We start from the raw sequence: 18,040 nt of genomic DNA, 5'->3' as shown, positions 1-18,040 counted from the left end.
GATTTCATGCGAGTCAAATTAACAGCCAAGCACCCGCGGCCGGCTTCGTCCGAACGCGCCCCTGTCCGTACCGGAAGCACCTCGGCACGTAAGCCGACGCGTCCGAGCGGACCAAGGCCGTCTACACCGACAGCCGGGTTTAACGGGGCACGGGGTGAAGGCGTCGGCGCAGCGGGCGGCAAGCGGCCTACCGGCGCAGGCAAGCCGGCAGGCGCTGGCGCGCGTGCGCCACAGGCTGAAGGATCGTTTTCCCGCGAGCGGGATGCAGGTGGCGCCGGCGCTGCGCGCCGGGCACCGTCGGATCGGCCGCCGCGACGCGAAGGAGCCGGCGGCGCGCCGCGCCGCTTCGAGGGTGGCGGCGATCGCGCGCCGCGTCGGGACGATGGCGAGCGTGCGCCCCGTAAGTTTGAAGGTGGTGGCGATCGTAGCGAACGGGCTCCGCGTCGCGCTGAAGGTGAACGCAGCCAAGGCTCACCGCGCCGGTTTGAAGGCGGCGGCGACCGTGGTCCCCGTCGTGACGACGGTGAGCGTGCGCCCCGTAAGTTTGAAGGTGGTGCCGATCGCAGCGAACGGGCGCCGCGTCGCGCTGACGGCGAACGCCCTCAAGGCGCACCGCGTCGATTTGAAGGCGGCGGCGACCGTGGTCCCCGTCGTGACGACGGTGAGCGTGCGCCCCGCAGGTTTGAAGGTGGTGGCGATCGTAGCGAACGTGCTCCGCGTCGCGCTGACGGCGAACGCCCTCAAGGCGCACCGCGTCGATTTGAAGGCGGCGGCGACCGTGGTCCCCGTCGTGACGACGGCGAGCGTGCGCCCCGCAGGTTTGAAGGTGGTGGCGATCGTAGCGAACGTGCTCCGCGTCGCGCTGACGGCGAACGCAGCCAGGGCGCACCCCGGCGCTTCGAAGGCGGCGCAGATCGCAGCGAACGCGCGCCCCGCAGTTTCGAAGGCAGCCGCGCCCCGCGCCGTGACGACGGCGAACGCCGCTCGTTCAGTGGCCCGCGTCCGGGCGCAGGCCGTCCGTCGGAAGGCGGACCACGTGGCGAGCGTCCGGCGCGCGACGCCTCGGATCGCCCCCGTTTCGGCAGCGATCGTGGCGCCCCGCAGGAACGCCGTGGCGGCGAACGCGGGCCGCGCAGCGATAGCGCTCCGCGCCGTTTTGAAAGCGAGCGTGGTTCGTCCGAGCGTGGCGAGCGCACTTTCGCGAAGCCCGTCAAAAGCGGCTACGGTGACCGCACGGACCGTCCCGCACGCGCACCGCGCGACGACCGCGGCGAACGCGCACCGGCCAAGCGGGAATTCGGCGATCGTCCTGCTCGTGCCGGCGACCGCAGCGAACGTAGTGACCGAGGCGAACGCCCGGCTCGCAGCTTCGATAAAACACTGCCGGCCGCCGGCCGCCGCTTTGGCGACGACACGCGCCCCGCGCGCGCCGACAAGCCGCGCGGCCCGGCGCCTGCAGCCAGAACCGAACGCGACACCGATGCCGCCCCGCGCATCCCGCGTCGCGATTACGAAGACGCACCGGGCACCCTGCGCCTTTCCAAGCTGATGTCGGAACTCGGCCTGTGCTCGCGTCGCGAAGCCGACGAGTGGATCGAAAAAGGCTGGGTGCTGGTCGACGGCGAGCGGGTCGACACGCTCGGCACCAAGGTTCGTCCGGACCAGCGCATCGAGATCGACCCTGCCGCCGAAGCGGCGCAGGCGAGCCAGGTAACGGTCCTGATCCACAAGACCGTGGGCTTCGTCTCCGGTCAGGCGGAAGACGGCTACCAGCCGGCAATCACCCTGGTGACGCCGGAAAATCGTTGGGAAGGCGACCGCTCCGACATCCGCTTCTCGGTCGCGCATCTGCGCCAACTTGCGCCGGCCGGACGTCTGGACATCGATTCGACAGGCCTGCTGGTGCTGACGCAGGACGGCCGCATCGCCAAGCAACTGATCGGCGGCCATTCGGAAATCGACAAGGAATATCTGGTGCGCGTGTCGTTCGGCGAACACACCACCGACGTCGAAAGCCATTTCCCACCGGAAAGCCTCGCGCTATTGCGTCACGGCCTCTCGCTCGACGACGTGCCGTTGAAGCCTGCACAGGTCAGCTGGCAAAACGGCGAGCAACTGCGTTTCGTGTTGCGCGAAGGCAAGAAGCGCCAGATCCGCCGGATGTGCGAACTGGTTGGCCTCGAAGTGATCGGTCTGAAGCGCGTGCGAATGGGCCGGGTGATGCTGGGCGCACTCCCGCCGGGACAATGGCGCTATCTGTCGGCGGACGAGTCGTTCTGATGCTGGAAGCTTGACGCTCAAAACAGCAAAAGAACCACGGTGCCCGCACCGTGACGTTTGCCCAACAAAAAACCCACGCCGCGGCGTGGGTTTTTTGTTTCCCGCAAGACCCGCAGCAAAGCGGTCATTGCGGACGGGTTGCGAGTCATGAAACAGCGTCAGTCGTCGCTATTCGGGTCCATATCCGGAAACAGGACTTCAGTGAAGCCGAACTTCGCGAAATCGTTGATCCGCATCGGGTACAGCTTGCCGATCAGGTGGTCGCATTCATGTTGCACGACGCGCGCATGAAAACCTTCGGCGACGCGATCGATCGGTTTGCCGTACTGATCGAAGCCGTGGTACTTGATCATCGAAAACCGGCTCACCGCGCCCCGCAAACCCGGTACGGACAGACAGCCCTCCCAGCCCTCTTCCATGTCCAGCGACACCGGCGTAATGGTCGGGTTGATCAGCACCGTCTCAGGCACCGGCGGCGCATCCGGATAGCGTTCATTGTGCCCGAAGCCGAAGATCACGACCTGCAGATTCACGCCGATCTGCGGCGCGGCGAGCCCCGCGCCGTTCGCGTCGTGCATGGTCTCGAACATGTCCTTGATGAGCTCATGCAACTCGGGGGTGTCGAAGTGATCGACCGGATCGGCAATTTGCAAAAGGCGCGGATCGCCCATCTTAAGAATTTCGCGGATCATAACTGCCCCTCCAGGAGCTTACGCATACCATCTTCGTCGAGTACCGGGATACCGAGTTCCTCGGCTTTCGCCAATTTGCTGCCCGCTTCGGCCCCCGCTACCACGTAGTCCGTTTTCTTCGACACCGAGCCGGCCACCTTCGCGCCGGCCGCTTCGAGCATTTCTTTCGCCTCTTCGCGGGCGAGCGTGGGCAAGGTACCGGTCAATACGACCGTCTTGCCGGCCAGTACGCCTTGCGGCGCCCTGGGTGCAGGCGGTCCCTCCGGCCATGTGACCTTGCCCGGCGCACGGAGTTGCTCGATTACCGTGCGGTTGTGTTCTTCGGCAAAGAACCGATGAATCGACTCGGCCACCACAGGGCCCACGTCGTTCACCTCAAGCAATTCTTCGACCGAGGCATCCATGATCGGAGTCAGCGAACCGAAATGTTTGGCCAGATCTTTCGCCGTCGATTCACCCACATGGCGGATACCGAGTGCGTAAATAAAGCGCGCCAACGTGGTGTGCTTGGCTTTCTCGAGCGAGTCGAGCAGATTCTGCGCGGACTTTTCGGCGAAGCGGTCGAGTTCGGCAAGTGTCGCGAAGCCAACGTTGAACAGATCGGCCGGCGTCCGCACCAGATTCTGCTCGACAAGTTGATCGATGATCTTTTCACCGAGCCCGTCGATATCCAGCGCGCGCCGCTGCGCAAAATGCCACAAAGCCTGCTTGCGCTGCGCCGGACAGAACAAGCCGCCCGTACAGCGCGCAATCGTCTCGTCCGGCAGCCGTTCGATGCTCGAACCGCACACCGGGCAATGGGTGGGCATGACAAACTCGCGGGCATCGTCCGGGCGGCGGTCGAGCAGCGCACCCACCACCTCGGGAATCACGTCGCCGGCCCGCCGCACGATGACCGTGTCGCCAATGCGAATATCCTTGCGGCGCACTTCATCTTCATTGTGCAACGTGGCGTTCGTTACCGTCGCGCCGCCGACGAACACCGGTTCCAGCCGCGCAACCGGCGTAATCGCGCCGGTACGGCCGACCTGCACGTCGATCGCGAGGAGTGTGGTCAGCGCTTCCTGGGCAGGAAATTTATGAGCCAAGGCGAAACGGGGCGCCCGCGACACGAAGCCGAGCACGTCCTGTTCATCGCGCCGGTTGACCTTGTACACGACGCCGTCGATATCGTAAGGCAGCGCGTCGCGCTTCTCGCCCACCGAGTGGAAAAACTTCAGCAAACCTTCGGCGCCTTGCACCACCGCCCGCTCGCCATTCACCGGCAAGCCGAGTTCCTTGTACCAATCGAGCAGTTCGCTATGGGTGGCCGGCATCTCGAACCCCTCGAGTACGCCGATTCCATAAGCGAAAAACGACAGCGGCCGCTGCGCCGTGATCTTGGAATCGAGCTGCCGCAAGCTGCCGGCGGCAGCGTTACGCGGATTGGCGAACTCCTTCTGCTCCGCAGCCCGCTGGCGCTCGTTCAGACGCTCAAAATCGCGCTTGAACATGAGTACTTCGCCACGCACGTCGAGCACGTGCGGGATGCGCTTACCTTTGAGCTTGAGCGGAATGGAACGGATCGTGCGGATGTTCTGGGTAACATTCTCGCCGGTGGTGCCGTCGCCGCGCGTGGACGCCTGGACGAACACGCCGTCGACGTAACGCAGCGAAATGGCCAGGCCGTCGAACTTCAACTCAGCCGCGTAATCCACCGGCACCGGCGGTTCGCTCGCATTCTTGCCGAGCGCGTCGCCGACGCGCTTGTCGAACGCGACGATGTCTTCGTCCGCGAAACCGTTGTTGAGCGAAAGCATGGGTTGATCGTGCACAACCGGCTCGAAGCCGCTTGACGCCTCGCCACCCACGCGCTGGGTGGGTGAATCCGGCACGATCAGGTCCGGATGCTGGGCCTCGATTTGCTCCAGTTCCTTGAAAAGCTTGTCGTATTCCGCGTCCGGCAGGTCCGGCTGGTCGAGCACGTAGTACGCGTAATTGGCGCGTTCAAGTTCCGCGCGCAGCCACGCGGCCCGCTCTGCGGGAGCGCTGGTTGCAGGGTTTGAGGCGGGGGTTCGGGCCATGCTGTCGGAAGCTTCTTCAAAGGAATTCAGACATTGGATTATCGCAGGAAGCGTGCCCCTTTACATCGGCCGAATGGCCAGTTTTGGATTAGCCCAAAACGCCAACGGCCGCACATCGTGCGGCCGTTGAATACTGCAGGGTTGCTGCGAGACGCCTTACTGGCTGAACAAACGCCGGGTGGCCGGCGAACCTGCCGGGATACCCGCCTGTTCAAGCTTCGCGTAGAGCGTCATCAACTGCTTTTCGATCGCCAGCAACGCGGTTTCCGGCAGCGGACGGCGCCCGTCGTCGACCACCCGGCCACCGATCCGCTCAGCCAGCGATTTCGCGTAGTCGCACATCAGGCGGAACGGCAGAATGTCTTCGTCCGCGACCGGCACGTCGAGCACCAGCGTGATCATCTGGCCGCCCTTATAGGTCAGGTCGTCGCGCAGGAAATTGGTATCGCCGAATTGCAGCATGAACACCGGGCTCTGCTTCGCGTCAAGCTTGACAAAGCGCGTGCCGTCGCGCGAGAGCAGCAAACCGTCCTGCGACGCGACCGCTTGCACATAGTTGGCCGACCAGGGCGCGCCGTCGGATAGTACGTTGATCGACAGTTGTGCATCGCACTGCGCGGCGAAACCGTCGAGCTCACGCGCCATGGCAACTGTTTCGAGCATGTCGGGAAATTCCGGCGACGCATCGAGCGCGTCGGCAAACTGCTGCACGCCGGTCACGAACTCCGAGAATTCCAGTTCGTTGAGCGCGCCACTCCGATTGGCCAGTTGCGCGGCCGCGCGCAACTCTTCGTAGCGTGCACCGTTTTGCAGCAATTCCCATGTGCCGCCTTCGAGCTTGCCTTCGATATGCACGGGCTTGCTGCCGGCACGGCGTAGACGCTGCGCGAGCGGAATCACCTTGTCGCCGGCCACCGGGCCGTTCAGACGAATTGGCACGATACAGTCGATGCGCCGATCGACGATAGCCGGCGGCGCCGACGAAATGGTCGTGGCAGCGGGCAGGATCGGCTCGACCGGCTCGTCGGCATTCGCCGCGTGGCCACTTTCGGCTTGCGCAATGCCTTCCGCTTCCGGAAAGCCGTTCGGCGTCGTTGTCTCCGCCTGAATATCGGCCGGCGTATCGAGCGGCGCGGCAGTAGCGCCAAACGTCGGCTCGACGCGCGCCGCCGCGGTGTCCGCCGCCGGTTCCGAGCCCACTACCGGTTCGCGCCGCGTGGTCGGCCGGGCCGGTTCGATAAACGGGCTCTGCTCTTCCTGATCGTCTCGCGCGAAACTTTCGGCGGTATCGGCCGGCATCGGACGCGGCATCTTGCGACGCACCTTCGCGCTTTGCCATGCGTTGTACACGACCACGCCCCCGACCACCACGGCACCCGCGCCGATCAAACCGAGTGTCAACTCGTCCATGCATGCTCCATCAGCAATTCTTCTGTCTGCGCGGCTATGCGCCCGCTCCACGTGTCGCGCGGCCACCGGCCGCTGCGCTGAACGCGGGCACCCGCGATGATCAACCTAACCGAAAACTTAAACGATATTCTGGGCGAAACCAGCCGCCGTTTCCATGTCCACCGCGACGATGCGCGACACACCCTGCTCCTGCATGGTCACGCCGATCAGTTGCTGCGCCATTTCCATCGCGATCTTGTTGTGCGAAATGAACAGAAACTGCGTCTTGTCCGACATCGCGCGCACGAGGTTCGCGAAACGTTCCGTGTTGGCGTCGTCGAGCGGCGCGTCCACTTCGTCGAGCAGACAGAACGGCGCAGGATTCAGCTGGAACATCGCGAACACCAGCGCGGTGGCGGTCAAGGCCTTCTCGCCGCCCGACAGCAGGTGAATCGTCGAATTCTTCTTGCCCGGCGGTTGCGCCATCACCTGCACGCCGGCGTCGAGAATTTCGTCGCCGGTCATGATCAGCCTCGCCTGGCCACCGCCAAAGAGACGCGGGAACAGTTCGCCGAAATGACGGTTCACTTCGTCGAAAGTGCCTTGCAGCAGCGTGCGCGTTTCGCCGTCGATCTTGCGGATCGCGTCTTCCAGCGTTTCGATCGCGTTGTTCAGGTCAGCCGATTGCGAATCGAGGAACGTCTTGCGCTCGGTCGCCGTCTTCAGCTCATCAAGCGCGGCCATGTTGACCGGCCCAAGCGCGGTAATCGCGTTGTTGATCCGCGTCACTTCGCCTTGCAGGTAGGACGGCTTCATGTCCGGCGTGAGCTTGGCCTGCAACTCGGCTTCGTCGACGCCGGCCGCGGCCAGTTGCTCGATGAACTGCTCGCCGTTCAGGCGCGCGGCCTGTTCCTTCAACTGCAATTCGTTGATGCGGTCGCGCAGCGGTTGCAGCGCGCGCTCGGCGGTGAGACGCGTTTCGTCGGCGGCACGCAGCTTGGCCGTCAGATCGTCCAGTTCGAGACGCGCGGCATGCAGCGCTTCTTCCTTGACCGCGCGGATGTCGAGCGCGTCTTGCAAGCCGGTATGCGCGGTTTGCTCGTTGATCGTTTCCAGCTCGGCGCGCGCATCTTCCAGCGACGCGGCGACGCGTTCGCTCTGCTCGTGCGAGACCTGGATGCTGCGCTTCAATTCGTCGATGCGGTTCGCCATATTGCGCGCGGCGAAGCGCGCGTCGGTGGCGCCCCGATCGAGATCGCGCGCCTGAGCGCGCGCCGCGGTAAGCGTTTCGTCGAGTGCTTCGAAAGCCAGTTGGTGGTCTTCGAAACGTGCCTGCAATTCGGCCAGTTCGGAGTCGTGACGCTCGAAATTCGCTTCCGATTCGCCACGCAAGGCGCGCTGCTCTTCGATCTGCCCGGTGATTTCTTCGAGTTCTTCACGGATTTGCGTGCTGCGCTGCGTGTAGCGCTCATGCGCTTGCGCGAGCTTGAGCACGTCCATCTGCAAGGCGTGCACCCGCTGCGTCGCGCGCTCCGACTGCTGACGCACGTCGGTCAACGCTTGTGCAGCTTGCGTGTGCGCCGCTTCAGCGCGAATCGCGGCGGCCTTCGCCTCATCGGCGAGCAGGGCTTGCGCACGCACCTGACGCGCCAGGTTTTCGATTTCCTGCTGACGGGCCAGCATGCCGGCCTGTTCGGAATCGGCGGCATACAACTGGACGCCGACCCGCGTCACCACGTGGCCGGCCTTCACGACGAACGAACCGCCTTCCGGCAATTGCGCGCGCATGGCGAGCGCCTGCTGCAGATCGTCGGCGACGAAAGCGAGGCCGAGCCAGTCGTTCAGGACGGCGCGAATGCCTGCATCGTCGATACGAACCAGCGACAGCAGCGGACGCAAGGCCGGCGGCGCAGCAACCGGCTGACCGGCTGCGGGCGGCGCATAGAACGCGAGCTTGGCCGGTGGCGCGTCGGTGGCGAACGCCTTGACCCAGTCCAGGTTCGACACTTCCAGCGCGGCGAGCCGCTCGCGCAGTACGGCTTCAAGCGCGGCTTCCCAGCCCGCCTCGACGTGCAGCTTCTTCCACAGACGCGGCAGGCCGCTCAGCTCGTGCTTTTCAAGCCACGGCTGGATCTTGCCTTCGGTCTGGACGTTTTCCTGCAGTTGCTTGAGCGCGGCAAGGCGTGCGTCGAGCTGATGAATCTGGGCGCTTTCCGACTGCACGCGCTCCTGGGCGGCGCGCCGTTCGCCGTCGAGACGCGGCAGCGTTTCCTGCGCGTCGGTGAGACGGGTTTGCGCGTCATGCAGGATTTCTTCGTGCTCGGCGAGCTGCATGCGCAGTTCTTCGAGCTGCGCTTCGTCGGGCGCGTCGAGGCCGCCCGCTTCCGATTTCAGCCGCTCGTGACGCTGCTGCAACTGCTGCAATTGCTGATCCGCATTGCGCTGATGCGCGGCTTCGAGCTTCAGCGCCTGTTCCGTCTGCGCGATACCGCCGCGCTCGGCGTTCAGTTCGGTCTGCGCATCACGCCAGCGCGCTTCGAGCGCCGGCATCGCATCGTGCTTGGCGGCGGCCTCGTCTTCGGCCAGCACGGCCTTTTCTTCGGCAACGGCCAGTTGTTCTTCGGCGTCTTCGAGATCGTCCTGGGCCTTCTGGGCTTGCGACTGCCACTGCTCACGCTGCGCGGTCAACGCCGCGATCTGCGCCTGCACGCGGTTGCGCGATTCGACGATGAACTTGATCTCGGCTTCAAGGCGGCTGACTTCGGCATTCGCCTCGTATAACGCCCCTTGCGCGCCCTGCATCGCGTCGCTGGCGGAGTAATGCGCGACACGCAGCGTTTCGAGTTGCGCTTCGACTTCGCGCAACTTCGCGGTTTGCGCCTCGAGGTCGATCTGCGCCTGTTCGATCGCGCGTTGCTGGCGTTCCTGCTCACCGCCGGCTTCGTTCTTGCGCAACAGCCACAACAGACGCTGCTTCTCTTCGCCGTCGGCCTGCAAGTCCTTGTATTTGGTCGCGACAATCGCCTGCGCTTCCAGCTTCTCGAGGTTTGCCCCCAGTTCGCGGACGATGTCTTCGACCCGCGTCAGATTCTCGCGCGTGTCGTGCAGGCGGTTCTCGGTTTCGCGGCGGCGTTCCTTGTACTTCGAGACGCCCGCGGCTTCTTCGAGGAACACGCGCAGTTCTTCCGGCTTCGCCTCGATCAGGCGAGCGATCATGCCCTGCCCGATGATCGCGTATGCCCGCGGCCCGAGACCCGTACCGAGGAAGATGTCCTGAATGTCGCGGCGGCGCGCCGGCAGATTGTTGATGTAGTAGCTCGAAGTGCCGTCGCGCGTGAGCACGCGCTTCACGGCGATTTCGGCATACTGGCCCCACTGCCCGGCGGCACGGCCGTCGGCGTTGTCGAACACGAGTTCGACGCTGGCGCGGCTACCGGGCTTGCGCGCGGTCGAGCCATTGAAGATCACGTCCTGCATCGACTCGCCGCGCAGCTCGGAAGCGCGCGATTCGCCGAGCACCCAGCGCACGGCGTCGATGATATTGGACTTGCCGCACCCATTCGGCCCGACCACGCCAACAAGCTGGCCCGGAACCTGGAAATGCGTGGGATCGACGAATGACTTGAAGCCAGCGAGTTTGATCGAGGTCAGACGCACGGCGATTTCGCTGTTTGAAAAGGGAAAATAAAAGGTGGCTCGTGAAGGCCGCGTCAGCCGTTCGCCGATGCTGCGAAACGGCCCGCGAAACTCCGCGATACGGGCGCCAGGCGCACGCGATGAAGCGTGCGCCGGCTAATGAGGGGCAATCATACCATCGCGCGCGAGCGGTTCTTACCGTCCTTACGGTCGGCGCTGCCGTTGGTGTCGAGACCCGCGTCCTGATTGGCCGGCTCGGCTGGCAATGCCTTGGTCCGGTGCACCCAGCTTGAGAGCGCCGAGGCCAGCACGATGCACACGCCACCGGCCCATTCGCGCGGACCCGGCGTCTCGCCGGCGAACAGCCACGCCGACAAGGCCGTCACCACGATCTCGAACAGCATGATGATCGAGGCCCGGTTGGCCGGCACCCGCGAGAGTCCATACTGCACGAGCATATTGTTCGATGCGAGCAGAAAACCGAGGCCGAGCACTAACAGCGCGGCCGTGCCGAGATGCGCGCCGGTGGGTGGCGCGGGCATCGCCTCGAACAACGAGGCGCAGGCGCTGAAAATCGCCGCGCCGCCGAAGATCGTCGCGGTGCGCATTTCCGGCTTCATCTCAGGCAGCACACGGCTCGTCTTGAGGATCAGCACGTTGCTCATCGCGAAGCCCATACCGCCCGCCAGGCCTGCCCATTCGGCGAGGTTGCCGGGCACCGGAATGCCCAGTTGCGGCGACCACAGCATGGTCATCGCCCCGGCCAGCGACAGCGCGGCGAGGCCGGCGCCCGCCCAGGTCAGGCGTTCATGCAGGATGAAGTGCGCAAAGAGCGCGGTCCAGGCCGGGGTGAGATAGAACAGCAGCAGGACGCGCATGACCTCGCCGTGGATCGAGCCCCACACGAAGCCGAGATTGGTCACGCCCGCGGCCAGCGCGAGAGCCGGCAGCAGCCAGTGCCAGCGCACGGTCCTGAGCGCGCGGTAACGGACCAGCAGAACGAACAGGCAACCGGCTGCACTCGTGAGCGCGCTTGCGGCCGTGCCGGTCACGCCAAGCGCATTGAGCATGCGCAGCGGGTACCAGATCATCCCCCACACCGAGGCGCCCAGCATGATCGCGAGCGTCGGCCAGCCATTGCGAAGCCAGTTGCTCATGGTGCGAGCCCCTCATGGCTGTGGGGGCCGTAGGGCTTGCTGCGTAAGGCGTTACGGGCCATTTTGCCGGTGTTGCCGGCGTTGCCGAGTCTGCTGACGGCGGCGGCGTTGCGCCCGCTTCGTCCGAGTGTCCCCGTTGCTGCTACGACCATTGCTGCTCCTGCTTTCTTTTTTCGCGAACCGTCCGCGGTTCGCGTCGTTCCCGCTGCGTCGCATGCCTGCGCTGCCTGGCGGGTTCTACCGCTTTTCAACATCCTGTACACCGATTGCGCGACCTGCCTGCGCCGCGGCGCCCTGCAGCCCGCGAAGGGCGGCGCGCCACGCTATAATCATCCACTCGCCGCCGCTGCCATCCTTTTTGCGTCATTCACGCATTTGCGGTCAGCGCGCGTGCCCAGCCTCTCCCAGCATCCGTCTGCGACCATCCTCGATCAGGCTCGATCCGCCCAGTGAACCCGCTACTCGACTCCCTTCAGCCCTACCCGTTCGAAAAGCTGCGCGCGCTTTTTAGTGAAGTCACGCCGCCGGCCGGCCTCGCGCACATCAGCTTCGGCATCGGCGAACCGAAACATCCCACGCCCGCGCTGATTCGCGACGCGGTGATTGCCTCGCTCGGCGGTTTGTCGGCGTATCCGGCCACCATCGGTTCGCCGGCACTGCGCGAGTCGATCGCCAAATGGGTGACGCAGCGCTACAACCTGCCGCCGGTCGATCCGGCCACTCAGGTGCTGCCGGTGTCCGGTTCGCGCGAGGCGCTATTTGCGCTCGCACAAACGGTCATCGACCCGAAGCGCGGCGCCGACGGTGAGCCTGCGATCGTACTCTGTCCGAACCCGTTCTACCAAATCTATGAAGGCGCGGCGATTCTCGCCGGCGCGCAGCCGTACTTCGTGAATAGCGACCCGGCGCGCAACTTCGCCTGCGACTATTCGGCGGTGCCGGCCGACATCTGGGCGCGCACGCAGCTGCTGTACGTCTGCTCGCCGGGCAATCCCACGGGTGCGGTGCTCACGCTGGACGACTGGCGCGAACTGTTCGCGCTGTCGGACCGCTACGGCTTTGTGATCGCGTCCGACGAGTGCTACTCGGAAATCTACTTCGACGAAGCCAATCCGCCGCTCGGCGGCCTGCAGGCGGCCCACCAGCTCGGCCGCGGCTTCGAGCGCCTCGTGATGCTCTCGAGCCTGTCCAAGCGCTCGAACGTACCGGGCATGCGCTCGGGCTTCGTGGCTGGCGACGCGGCGCTCCTGAAAGACTTCCTGCTATACCGGACATACCACGGCGCGGCCTTGTCCACCGTGTTCCAGAATGCCAGCATCGCGGCCTGGAATGACGAAACGCACGTGCGCGAGAACCGCGTGAAGTACGTGCAGAAGTTTTCCACTGTGACGCCGATGCTCGCCGAGGTGCTCGACGTACGTCTGCCGGACGCCGCGTTCTACCTGTGGACGGACGTCTCGCGCACGGGCCTGTCGGACACCGTGTTCGCCCAGCGCCTCTACGCCGACTATAATGTGACGGTTCTGCCGGGCTCATTCCTCGCGCGCACCGCGCACGGTGTGAACCCCGGCCGCAATTTCGTGCGCCTCGCGCTCGTCGCCGATGTCGACGAATGCACGCAAGGCGCACAACGGATCGTCGATTTTTGCCGCGCGCTCGCGGGTTGAGTTTTTCGCGAATTTTCATATTCGGCAACCCCGCGCACCGCACTCCCTTCTTCAGACTTCAACTCTTCAGAAAAGCACGCATATGTCGCAACAACTTCAGCAGATCATTGATACCGCCTGGGAAAACCGCGCCGAACTGTCGCCGAAGGCCGCTCCGGCCGACGTGCGCGAAGCCGTCGCCCACGCCATCGAGCAATTGGACAAGGGCGCGCTGCGCGTGGCCGAAAAGAAGGATGGCGACTGGGTCGTCAATCAATGGCTGAAGAAAGCCGTTCTGCTGTCGTTCCGTCTGGAAGATAACGCGCCGATGCCGGCCGGCGGCTACTCCCAGTTCTACGACAAGGTGCCGTCGAAGTTCGCCAACTACACCGCTGAAGACTTCGCCGCCGGCGGCTTCCGCGTGGTGCCGCCCGCCATCGCGCGCCGCGGTTCGTTCATCGCGAAGAACGTCGTGCTGATGCCGTCGTACACCAACATCGGCGCCTACGTGGACGAAGGCACGATGGTCGACACGTGGGCGACCGTCGGCTCGTGCGCGCAGATCGGCAAGAACGTCCACCTGTCGGGTGGCGTGGGCATTGGCGGCGTGCTGGAGCCGCTGCAGGCCAACCCGGTCATCATCGAAGACAACTGCTTCATCGGCGCGCGTTCGGAAGTGGTGGAAGGCGTGATCGTCGAAGAAAACTCGGTGATCTCGATGGGCGTCTATCTGGGCCAAAGCACCAAGATTTACGACCGCGAAACCGGCGAAGTTACGTACGGCCGCATCCCGGCGGGCTCCGTGGTGGTGGCGGGCAACCTGCCGTCGAAGGACGGTTCGCACAGCCTCTACTGCGCGGTGATCGTCAAGAAGGTCGACGCCAAGACCCGTGCGAAGGTCGGCCTGAACGAGCTGCTGCGAGGCGATTGATGGCACGCGGCACCAAAACTGTCGTCTATGGCATCCCGAACTGCGACACCGTGAAGAAGGCCCGTGTGTGGCTCGAAGAGCATAACGTCGAGTTCGAATTCCACGACTTCAAGAAACACGGCGTGACCGAGCCGCTGGTTCAGGACTGGCTGAAGGACGTGAAACTCGACGCGCTGCTGAACCGTCGCGGCACGACCTGGCGCGGCCTGTCCGACGATATGAAGGCGGCGGCGGACACGCAATCGGGTGCGATCGCGTTGATGATCCACAAGCCGTCGGTGATCAAGCGGCCGGTGCTGGTGGTCAACGGCAAGGTCAAGTCGCTCGGTTTCTCCGCGGACGAATACGCGGCGCTGTTTGCCTGATTTGCGAAGATCGAAAACGCAACAGGCAGCACCAGGCAGTAAAACGCGGCCTCGCCGCGTCGCTTAAAAGCTGTTGCCGGCTGCGGTGTCCAACCGCCAGCCGGCATTTTTTCATTTCAACGTGGCTAGCACTGAATCCATGTCCGGCACCCTCGCCCTTACCGAACAACTGATCGCACGCGCCTCTGTGACGCCTGATGACCAGCACTGCCAGCGTCTGCTGATCGAACGCCTGTCCGCGCTCGGCTTCGAGCACGAGACGATCGAATCGAACGGCGTGACCAACCTGTGGGCCGTCAAACGTGGCGTCGACGGCACGCGTGGCAAGCTGCTCGCGTTCGCCGGCCACACGGACGTCGTGCCGACCGGCCCGCTCGAACAATGGCACTCGGCGCCGTTCGAGCCGACCCATCGTGACGGCAAGCTCTACGGTCGCGGCGCGGCGGACATGAAGACGTCGATTGCCGGCTTCGTGGTGGCAAGCGAGGAGTTCGTCGCGGCGCACCCCGCGCATCGCGGCTCGATCGCCTTCCTGATTACGAGCGACGAAGAAGGCCCCGCCACCGACGGCACCATCAAGGTCGTCGAGGCGCTGCAGGCACGCGGCGAGCGCATGGACTACTGCATCGTCGGCGAACCGACCTCGAGCGCGCAGTTCGGCGACATGGTAAAGAATGGCCGGCGCGGTTCGATGTCGGGCACGCTGATCGTCAAGGGCGTGCAAGGGCATATCGCCTACCCGCATCTGGCGAAAAACCCGGTGCACCTGCTCGCGCCCGCGTTGGCCGAACTGGTTGCCGAACGCTGGGACGACGGCAACGAATATTTCCCGCCCACCACCTGGCAGGTTTCGAACATTCATAGCGGCACCGGCGCGACCAACGTGATTCCCGGCCACGCAGACGTGATGTTCAATTTCCGCTTCTCGACGGCCAGCACGGTGGAAGGCCTGCAGGCTCGCGTCCATGCGATCCTCGACAGGCACGGTCTCGCATACGACTTGAAATGGACCGTGAGCGGCCTGCCATTCCTCACGCCGCGCGGCGATCTGTCAAACGCGCTGGCCAAAGCGATCAAGGACGAGACCGGCGTCACGACCGAACTGTCGACCACCGGCGGCACCTCGGATGGCCGCTTCATTGCCCGCATCTGCGAGCAGGTAATCGAATTCGGCCCGCTGAACGCCAGCATCCACAAGATCGACGAACATATCGAAGTCGCACACATCGAGCCGCTGAAGAACGTGTATCGCCGCGTGCTCGAACAACTGATCGCCTGACCAAGGAATTTCCGCGATGACGCTCCCGTTTTCCACCGTTCGCGACCTGCTGCGTTTCGCGGTTTCGCGCTTCAACCAGGCCGAGTTGTCGTTCGGCCACGGCTCGGCCAACGCCTACGACGAAGCCGCTTATCTGATCCTGCACACACTGCATCTGCCGCTCGACCTGCTTGAGCCGTTTCTCGACGCACGTCTTTCCGCGGCCGAAATCGACGCCGTGCTGAACGTGATCGAGCGCCGCGCCGGCCAGCGCGTGCCGGCGGCCTACATCACGCAGGAAGCGTGGATGCACGGCTTCCGCTTCTACGTGGACGAACGCGTGATCGTGCCGCGCTCGTTCATCGGCGAATTGCTGCAGGACGGCCTGCAACCGTACGTGGAAGATCCTGAGCAGGTGGGCGCGGTGCTGGAGCTGTGCACCGGCTCCGGCTGCCTTGCGATTCTTGCGGCGCATGCGTTCCCGAACGCGGATATCGACGCGGTCGACCTCTCCGCCCCCGCTCTCGAAGTCGCCACACGCAACGTCGCGGACTACCATCTCGACGACCGCGTCGCCCTGTTCGAAGGCGATCTGTACGCGCCGCTTGCCGAGCGCCGCTACGACGTGATCATCAGCAATCCGCCGTATGTGAACGCCGCTTCCATGCAGGAACTGCCCGCCGAGTACAAGCACGAGCCGGACATGGCTTTGGCAGGCGGGGCGGACGGCATGGATATCGTGCGCCGGATCATCGCCGAAGCGCGTAACTGGCTGACCGACGACGGCGTGCTGGTGGTCGAGATCGGTAACGAGCGCGCGAACGTCGAAGCGGCATTCGGCGGCCTCGATCTGGTCTGGCTGTCGACAAGTGCCGGCGACGACAACGTATTCCTGATTCAGGCCGCGGATCTGCCAGTCTGACGTTTTATTGCAGCATCCTCGACACGCGCGGCAGGCAATCGGTGCCTGCCGCGCGTTTCGTTTGTGGGTTACCCGTGGGTTGCACGTCAGTCACTCCCCCCAACGCACCCACGTTCGGTAAGATGGGCCCGGTCAGCTGTGCGCGGCGCCATCGAGCAGCCGCGGCAGCGCTTTGCCAACCCTTCACCTGCCTATGCAATTCGACCTGCTTCATATTGGCCCGCTGGTCGCCCTCGCCCACATTCTCGGGCTGGTCGCCGCGTGCCACGCGATTCTGTACACCCGGACCTCGCAAGGCGCGATCGCATGGGCGGTGTCGCTGGTCGCCATGCCGTATCTGACACTGGTGCCGTATCTGTTTCTCGGCCGCAGCAAGTTTCAGGGCTACGCGGACGCTCGTCGCATCGAAAACGAATTGCTGCGCACGCGCGCCCATCCTCAGGTATGGGATACGCAGGCTTCCTCCGCAGGGTTGCCTACCCAGGAACTTGGCGCGCGGCTCGTGCATTCGCTGACGCGCCTGGGCGGCATGCCGTTCCTGCCGGGCAATTCCGTACGCACGCTCGTGAACGGCGCGGCAACCTTCGAGGCCATCTTCGAAGCGATCGAAGGGGCTCGCCATTACGTGATCGTGCAGTTCTTCATCGTGCGCGACGACGCGCTCGGCGAAATGCTCAAAGACGCACTGATCGCAAAAGCTCAGCAAGGCGTGCGCGTCTACTTCCTGTACGACAGCATCGGCAGTTTCGATCTGCCCCACCGCTACGTGGCGGCGTTGCGCGCGGCCGGCGTGGAAACGCACCCGTTCGCCACCAATCGCCGCTTCGTCAACCGCCTGCAGCTGAACTTCCGCAATCACCGCAAGATCGTCTCGGTGGACGGCGAGCGCGCGTTTGTCGGCGGACACAACGTGGGCGTCGAATATCTCGGCAGCAAGCCGCCATTGTCGCCATGGCGCGATACGCATATCGAAGTGCGCGGTCCGGCGGTCGCCAGCATCCAGTTTGTGTTCACCGAAGACTGGCACTGGGCGACCCAACAGCTACCCGATTTCGCCATGCCGGCCTCCCAGCCCGCCGACGAGGGCATGCACTGCCTCGTCATGCCGAGCGGCCCGGCCGACAAGCAGGAGACCTGTTCGCTCTTTTTCGTCGAGGCGATCAATGCGGCGCGCGAGCGGATCTGGATTACCACCCCTTATCTCGTGCCCGACGAAGCCGTATTCGCCGCGCTGCGACTGGCCGTGCTACGCGGTGTGGACGTGCGCATTCTGATTCCGTGCCGGCGCGATCACCGCGTGGTGTTCGCCGCTTCGAAACTGTATGCCTACGATTCGCTGCGCGCGGGCATCCGCATCTTCCGCTACCAGCCGGGCTTCCTGCATCAGAAGGTCGTGCTGATCGACAGCGTGGCGGCGGCAATCGGCAGCGCCAATCTCGACAACCGCTCGTTCCGGCTGAACTTCGAAATCATGGTGCTGACCGTGGACCGCGGCTTCGCCAAAGAAGTCGAAGCGATGCTGCTCAAGGACTTCGCAGAATCGCTCGAAATCGACCGCAACGAGTACCGCAATGCGAGCGCGCTGCGGCGCGTGCTGATGCACGTGGCACGGTTGTTCTCGCCGATTCTGTAGCATCCCTGCTGCCGCGCCAGCGGGACCGGCGCTGGCACCAGGCGCCGGCTCGTACCCGGTCTCCAGCT

12 protein-coding genes are annotated in these 18,040 nt (G+C 64.5%); 7 read left to right on the top strand and 5 right to left on the bottom strand.

Features of this window, described 5'->3' with window-relative positions; all coding sequences use genetic code 11:
- Positions 1–6 precede the first annotated feature (6 nt).
- Positions 7–2,280, top strand: a complete 2,274-nt coding sequence (locus GH665_RS08065) for a pseudouridine synthase (RefSeq protein ID WP_153135412.1) — start codon at positions 7–9, stop codon at positions 2,278–2,280.
- A gap of 158 nt (positions 2,281–2,438) precedes the next feature.
- Here GH665_RS08065 and def read toward each other — a convergent pair whose 3' ends face one another.
- The 5 genes from def to GH665_RS08040 form a co-directional block, all read right to left on the bottom strand.
- Entirely contained in the window at positions 2,439–2,972 is a 534-nt protein-coding gene (gene def, locus GH665_RS08060) for a peptide deformylase (RefSeq protein WP_028199377.1), read from the bottom strand.
- Positions 2,969–5,035 carry an NAD-dependent DNA ligase LigA gene (gene ligA, locus GH665_RS08055; protein ID WP_153135411.1) on the bottom strand — a complete coding sequence of 689 codons (2,067 nt, stop codon included), beginning with the start codon at positions 5,033–5,035 and terminating at the stop codon, positions 2,969–2,971. Before ligA ends, def begins: the two co-directional genes overlap by 4 nt.
- A 156-nt stretch (positions 5,036–5,191) precedes the next feature.
- Complete coding sequence (locus tag GH665_RS08050; protein ID WP_153135410.1) at positions 5,192–6,445, bottom strand: cell division protein ZipA C-terminal FtsZ-binding domain-containing protein; 1,254 nt, start codon at positions 6,443–6,445, stop codon at positions 5,192–5,194.
- Positions 6,446–6,562: 117 nt separating this feature from the next.
- Entirely contained in the window at positions 6,563–10,081 is a 3,519-nt protein-coding gene (smc, locus tag GH665_RS08045) for a chromosome segregation protein SMC (protein ID WP_153135409.1), read from the bottom strand.
- A 149-nt stretch (positions 10,082–10,230) separates the two neighbouring features.
- Positions 10,231–11,217, bottom strand: coding sequence for a DMT family transporter (locus GH665_RS08040; RefSeq protein WP_153135408.1), 987 nt, complete (start codon positions 11,215–11,217; stop codon positions 10,231–10,233).
- 449 nt (positions 11,218–11,666) lie between these two features.
- Here GH665_RS08040 and dapC point away from each other — a divergent pair, with 449 nt between their 5' ends.
- The 6 genes from dapC to cls all read left to right on the top strand — a co-directional run bounded on the left by dapC (position 11,667) and on the right by cls (position 17,972).
- On the top strand, positions 11,667–12,884 hold the full coding sequence (dapC, locus tag GH665_RS08035; RefSeq protein WP_153135407.1) for a succinyldiaminopimelate transaminase: 1,218 nt from the start codon (positions 11,667–11,669) through the stop codon (positions 12,882–12,884).
- An 82-nt stretch (positions 12,885–12,966) separates the two neighbouring features.
- Positions 12,967–13,794, top strand: coding sequence for a 2,3,4,5-tetrahydropyridine-2,6-dicarboxylate N-succinyltransferase (gene dapD, locus GH665_RS08030; RefSeq protein ID WP_027213332.1), 828 nt, complete (start codon positions 12,967–12,969; stop codon positions 13,792–13,794).
- Entirely contained in the window at positions 13,794–14,159 is a 366-nt protein-coding gene (locus GH665_RS08025; protein ID WP_153135406.1) for an ArsC family reductase, read from the top strand. Before dapD ends, GH665_RS08025 begins: the two co-directional genes overlap by 1 nt.
- A gap of 139 nt (positions 14,160–14,298) precedes the next feature.
- The gene (gene dapE, locus GH665_RS08020; protein WP_153135405.1) at positions 14,299–15,438 is read left to right on the top strand and encodes a succinyl-diaminopimelate desuccinylase; all 1,140 of its coding nucleotides are present in this window, start codon (positions 14,299–14,301) and stop codon (positions 15,436–15,438) included.
- Positions 15,439–15,454: 16 nt separating this feature from the next.
- The gene (gene prmB, locus GH665_RS08015; RefSeq protein ID WP_153135404.1) at positions 15,455–16,339 is read left to right on the top strand and encodes a 50S ribosomal protein L3 N(5)-glutamine methyltransferase; all 885 of its coding nucleotides are present in this window, start codon (positions 15,455–15,457) and stop codon (positions 16,337–16,339) included.
- A 193-nt stretch (positions 16,340–16,532) separates the two neighbouring features.
- Positions 16,533–17,972 (top strand): cardiolipin synthase, encoded by a 1,440-nt coding sequence (cls, locus tag GH665_RS08010; protein ID WP_153135403.1) that lies wholly within the window; start codon positions 16,533–16,535, stop codon positions 17,970–17,972.
- The last annotated feature ends 68 nt before the right edge of the window (positions 17,973–18,040 follow it).

Source organism: Paraburkholderia agricolaris (assembly GCF_009455635.1).
In the GTDB taxonomy this organism is placed as follows: Bacteria; Pseudomonadota; Gammaproteobacteria; order Burkholderiales; family Burkholderiaceae; genus Paraburkholderia; species Paraburkholderia agricolaris.
The sequence above is the reverse complement of the archived record's forward strand: the minus strand, read 5'-3'. Positions and strand labels throughout refer to the sequence as shown.